5 protein-coding genes are annotated in these 4,779 nt (G+C 40.2%); 2 read left to right on the top strand and 3 right to left on the bottom strand.

Annotated elements, in window-relative coordinates; all coding sequences use genetic code 11:
- The 3 genes from PX484_RS04210 to PX484_RS04220 form a co-directional block, all read right to left on the bottom strand.
- On the bottom strand, positions 1-78 hold a 78-nt coding region (locus tag PX484_RS04210), incomplete at its 3' end, for a helix-turn-helix domain-containing protein (RefSeq protein ID WP_286827038.1).
- A 288-nt stretch (positions 79-366) separates the two neighbouring features.
- On the bottom strand, positions 367-816 hold the full coding sequence (locus tag PX484_RS04215; RefSeq protein WP_072923740.1) for a YlqD family protein: 450 nt from the start codon (positions 814-816) through the stop codon (positions 367-369).
- A 61-nt stretch (positions 817-877) separates the two neighbouring features.
- Positions 878-2,797 carry a long-chain fatty acid--CoA ligase gene (locus tag PX484_RS04220; RefSeq protein ID WP_288102960.1) on the bottom strand — a complete coding sequence of 640 codons (1,920 nt, stop codon included), beginning with the start codon at positions 2,795-2,797 and terminating at the stop codon, positions 878-880.
- A 194-nt stretch (positions 2,798-2,991) separates the two neighbouring features.
- On the opposite strand from PX484_RS04220, the gene PX484_RS04225 reads away from it, so the two are divergent.
- Together PX484_RS04225 and PX484_RS04230 are read left to right on the top strand one after the other, a co-directional pair.
- A complete protein-coding gene (locus PX484_RS04225; RefSeq protein ID WP_287765871.1) occupies positions 2,992-4,008 on the top strand; it encodes a GIY-YIG nuclease family protein in 1,017 nt (338 codons plus the stop codon).
- A 342-nt stretch (positions 4,009-4,350) separates the two neighbouring features.
- Positions 4,351-4,779 (top strand): Uma2 family endonuclease (locus PX484_RS04230; RefSeq protein WP_288102962.1); only part of this gene is annotated, 429 nt, incomplete at its 3' end.

The following is a 4,779-nucleotide window of genomic DNA, read 5'->3' on the forward strand; positions in this document are numbered from 1 at the left end:
TACACAGCCCAAAGTGCGCCGCAATAGCGACTCTTGTTCGGGTGTTGGGTAAAATCGGTAAGAATAGGCTTTTTCCATGTCTCACATTTTAGCATATATCGTGTAAATGCGCTAGTATTTAACAGTAAAGCCAACCTAGAACGGCGGGGTTTCAGACGCAAATTTTCGATGAAGTTATACAACAATATAGGTGAGTTTGTCCGGGCGATCGATAAAGAATCTTAATATATTTTTCAGGCCCGATCAAGTCATGTCAGGGGTGATGTGAGCTAGGGGCGGTTTTCTGGGTGAGCAAGGGAGAATAACCCTTGCTATTGCCGATTTTAACCGTTACGTTGACAGTGACCGGAGCTGCTCACCCTAGCTTTAAATTTCGCCGCGAATGTCTTCGACGATGCCATCTCTAAGGACGAGTTCTACATTCATTTTTGCTACTAAGTTATCGCCTTTTTCGACGCGGAAAAAGCTTTCTAGTTGTGCTTGGGCGACTTCTTGATTGAGTTCCAAGAGTTGTACCTGTTGCAGTTGTTGCAGATACTGGTTTTTTTGTTCGAGAAACTCACTTTTCTGTTGATTGACTTGGATTTGAATATTATCAATCTGTTGGGCAGCCGCGGGGGGTAAGGGGATCAGACTCTGACGCTGAATTTCGGCGATCGCTCTTTGTCCTTGGGTTTCTAATTGTTGAATTTGTGCGTCAATTTGAGCCATTTGTGCTTGTAATTGCTGTTGTGCTTCTTCTTTCCAGCGCGGAGTCACGATGACTTTAATTGTCACCGGGCGCTTCAGTAATAAACTGGTTTGTGCGTCATCCATGATTTGCTTATCCTAAAAAGGTCTTTTTGTCAAGGGGTTAGGGAATATTTGCCGGAAATATTTACTTGGCAAACATCTCGTTAATCATATCGCGATAGCGTTGCGTTACTACCGGTCGTTTAATCTTTAAAGTTTGGGTCATCATGCCGTTTTCTAGGGAAAAAGGCTCTAAAATTAACTCAAAGGTTTTAATCTGGTCATCGGTACGATAACCGGGCCGATTTCTTACCTCGCGCTTTAATTCTTGTTGGTAGAGAGCTAAGACTTTTTTGCTGTAGAGATCGCTAGAAAGAATCGTGGAGCGATCGCTGTGAGCATCGGGTAAATTTAAGGATATTTTCTGTTCTTGGGCCCAATTGGCCAGTATATCAAGATTAGGCACGATCAAAGCCCCCAAAGCTTTTTGATCCTGTCCCACTAGCATGATTTGGGAGATAAAGGGACTGCGTAAACAAGCATCTTCAATCGGTTGCGGTTCGATATTTTCACCATTGCTCAAAACAATTGTATCTTTGGCCCGTCCGGTTAAAACTAAATCCCCGGCAGCGGTTAACCAACCAATATCACCGCTATCAAACCAACCATCGGGAGAAATCGCTTTTTCGGTTGCTTCGGGTTTTTTATAGTATCCCTGCATCACCTGCGGACCGCGAATCAAGACTAAACCGTGTTTTTCTGTCGGTAAGACTTCTTTGCTGTGTAAATCGACAATACAGATTTCTGTCTGAAAAACGGGACGACCGGCAGACCCGCGCAGGTTATGATCGATACGACGGACGGTAGCGACTGGAGAAGTTTCTGTCAGTCCATAACCAACTAAAATCGGGATTCCCGCAATCTCATAGAAAGTATCTAGATGTCTAGCTAAGGAACCACCGCCACTAACCAAGATTTTAACTTTATTTCCCACTGCTTGGCGAATTTTGCCATAAACTAGCTTATCACCGATGGCATGGAGGGGATAGAGTAAGAGGGATTGAATTCTTGCTTTCAGTCTTTCGATCCCGGAAGCGTGAAGATGATCTAGACTGAGATTATCAGCGATACGTTTAGCAATAACGTACTTTTCCGACTTTTCTAGCAAAAATCGCACTAATTTCTGTTTTGTGGCCGATTGTTCGCTAAATTGTTTTTGGATACCCTCGTAAAGAGATTCCCAAAGACGGGGAACTCCCACCATTAATTGGGGACTAAATTGCTTTAAATCCTGCTTAAAAGTGCGAATACTGGTGTAAATCTGGGTGCAACCTTGAGCTAGACTGAAATACTCACAACTGCGCTCGTAGGAATGCCATGAAGGTAGTATACTTAAAACTCGATCGCCGGGATCCGGTTGAAAGATAGCGTTTAAGTTGCGTACCTGATGCAGGAGATTACCGTGACTTAACATCACCCCTTTTGGTTGTCCCGTCGTTCCCGATGTGTAGATGAGGGTAGCCAGATCATTTTCGCTCTTGGTGATGGGTTTAAGGGTGTTCTCAGCCCCGATCGCCATTAGTTGCTTGAAATTTAAGGTCTGCACGGAAATCGCCCCAGTAGCGGGGTCTTCGTCGGTGAGCAGCACGATTAATTTTAGGGGCAATTCAGGGATTTTCGCCAGCAATTTGCCTAAAGTTTTGTTATTTTCCACAATCAGCGTCTGACTGTCACTATCAGCGAGAATATAGGCTAATTCCTCTGCATCTGCTTGAGCAGATCGTACCGCATTGGCGGCCCCGGCTGCCATGGAACCTTGGTCGGCAATAAACCACCGGGGACTATTATCGGCAAATAAAGCGACATTTTCGGTTTCTGTGACTCCTAATGCTTGCAAAGCGGCGGCAAATTGCTGAATTTGTTGATAAAGTTCCCGATAGGTGATAATTACTTCCGGTTTACTGTGGGGATCGTGCAGGGCGATAATATTGGGGAAACGCTGGGCAACTATTGACCAAACTTCGGGTAAAGATTGAATATTTGAATAGTCAATTAGGGTTGTCATAGCAGTAGTTATAGAGAGTTACAAGGGTAATAGCATATAGATTAACCATTCTAGGCTCTTTTTGCTGGTTCTCCTAGACAGTATTTGAACAGGTATGTTTGCTAGTCAGCTATACCTTGTCTTCTCTTTATCTTGACTGGAAGAAATCCATCGGTTAATAATTAATAATATATCTCTCACTATTAGATTAACTCATGCAAGCAGATAGTTTAATTTTACAATTGCCGCAAGTGGAACTGAAAAAACGAGATAACTTACCTCGTCTAGCTGGGATATATTATGTTATTGATGAGAATAATTTAGTCTGGTATATAGGACAGGCTAAAGATCTCTATTCTCGCTGGCAAGGCAAATCTCATCATCGTTTAGTTCAGCTATCATCACAAAAAAAGAAGCATTTTCGTATTTATTATAAATTAGTGAATACCAGTGATTTAGATAGTCTAGAAGCAGGAGAAATTGCTCAATATAATCCTCACTTAAATCAAAGTCCCGTCAAGCGTAAAAAGGTAAATCCGACGGAAACATTATTACGAGAGACCATAGTTAAATTATCTGATTATTTAGTGATTTTAGGAATTGAGCCGCCAAGAAAACTAGATACAGAATTATACAGTAGTTGTCAGAAATATCGACAGGAATGGTGGGTGCAAAAACAAATTCTTAATCTCGAAACAATTCATCTAGGTATCAATCTTGATAAACTCAATCAAGTTAGTGATAACTACGAAGCTGTCGAAGGGATTTTAAATAGTGCCTTTGCTTCGAGAAAAGCTTATGCTAATAAATGGCAATTCCCGCCGCAGATCAAGAGATATAATCCTTATCATGCTACCAGATTATTAGTCAATGGCTATTCAATAGAAGTCTCAGCATTAATTAATTGTAATCCCTTATTTTTTAATGATACTTTTTACTCCACCTTAGCGACAGAAGATATTAATGTATTGCCCGAAAAAAATCTAATCTCCTTGCGAGAAACTGGACTAAAAACTTATCTAGGTTTATTTTTGGGAAATCCCAACAACTTCAGTCAAGACAACCCTAGTCGTCAGATTTTACAAAGAATACAGTCTTATCAAAGTGATCCGATTAGGTTAGTTTTTAACGAAAAAATAAATTATCCAGAACTTCGTAATCATGTACTGAAAATTAAAGAAGATTATCAACTGGGTTTACGAGGATTTGGTAGTCGCAGCAGAAGTGAATAAGATTAAATGTAAACTGAAGTTAACGAAATGTAAAGAAAGTTATGCGATCAAGGTAAAAACAACTCTAGAACTTTATCTTATAAATATAACCACTCACTAAGCAAGGAAATAACTGTAATCTAGGGATAAGCATTTATCCATCAGCACTCGATTACTCGGTGTACTTGCGCTCTATCCTATGTGCTTTTTCTTGCTATTATTAACGTGGATAACTAGGGGATAGTCTAACCTGAAAGTGGGATAAAGAGAAGTTTAATTTTCAGAATGGGTAAGTGCAGTTAATCAATTTCTGGCTCAAAGTATCGATAAAAGCTTGACAATATGTAATTAGGAGAAAAAACGATGATTGCTCTATCTAACTATAATAATCTCACCCCAGAAGAATATCTTCAGTTTGAAGAAACCAGTCCCATTAAACATGAATATATCGATGGACAAGTTTACTCCATGGCAGGAACGACGGATACTCATAATATTGTTGCGGGGAATATATACACAATTATTCGTAATCATTTGCGGGGTTCCAATTGTCGGGTTTATTTTCCCGATGTGAAAGTCAGATTAGAGAAACGCAATCACTTTTATTATCCTGATATTATTATCACCTGCGATGACAGAGATAGAGAAACCGCTACCTACAAAAGTTTTCCTAAATTGATTATCGAAGTTCTCTCCGATTCCACAGAAGCTTTTGACAGGGGGGATAAATTTAATGATTATCAAACTCTAGAAAGTTTAGAGGAATATGTCTTAGTGAATAGTAAACACCAA

This window comes from Microcystis sp. M49636_WE2 (genome assembly GCF_030065375.1).
Classification (GTDB): Bacteria; Cyanobacteriota; Cyanobacteriia; order Cyanobacteriales; family Microcystaceae; genus Microcystis; species Microcystis aeruginosa_C.

Bases quoted from the DNA above. Each gene is read 5' to 3' on its own strand.
- PX484_RS04215 (WP_072923740.1), bottom strand. From the start codon at position 816: ATGGATGACGCACAAACCAGTTTATTACTGAAGCGCCCGGTGACAATT.
- PX484_RS04220 (WP_288102960.1), bottom strand. From the start codon at position 2,797: ATGACAACCCTAATTGACTATTCAAATATTCAATCTTTACCCGAAGTT.
- PX484_RS04225 (WP_287765871.1), top strand. From the start codon at position 2,992: ATGCAAGCAGATAGTTTAATTTTACAATTGCCGCAAGTGGAACTGAAA.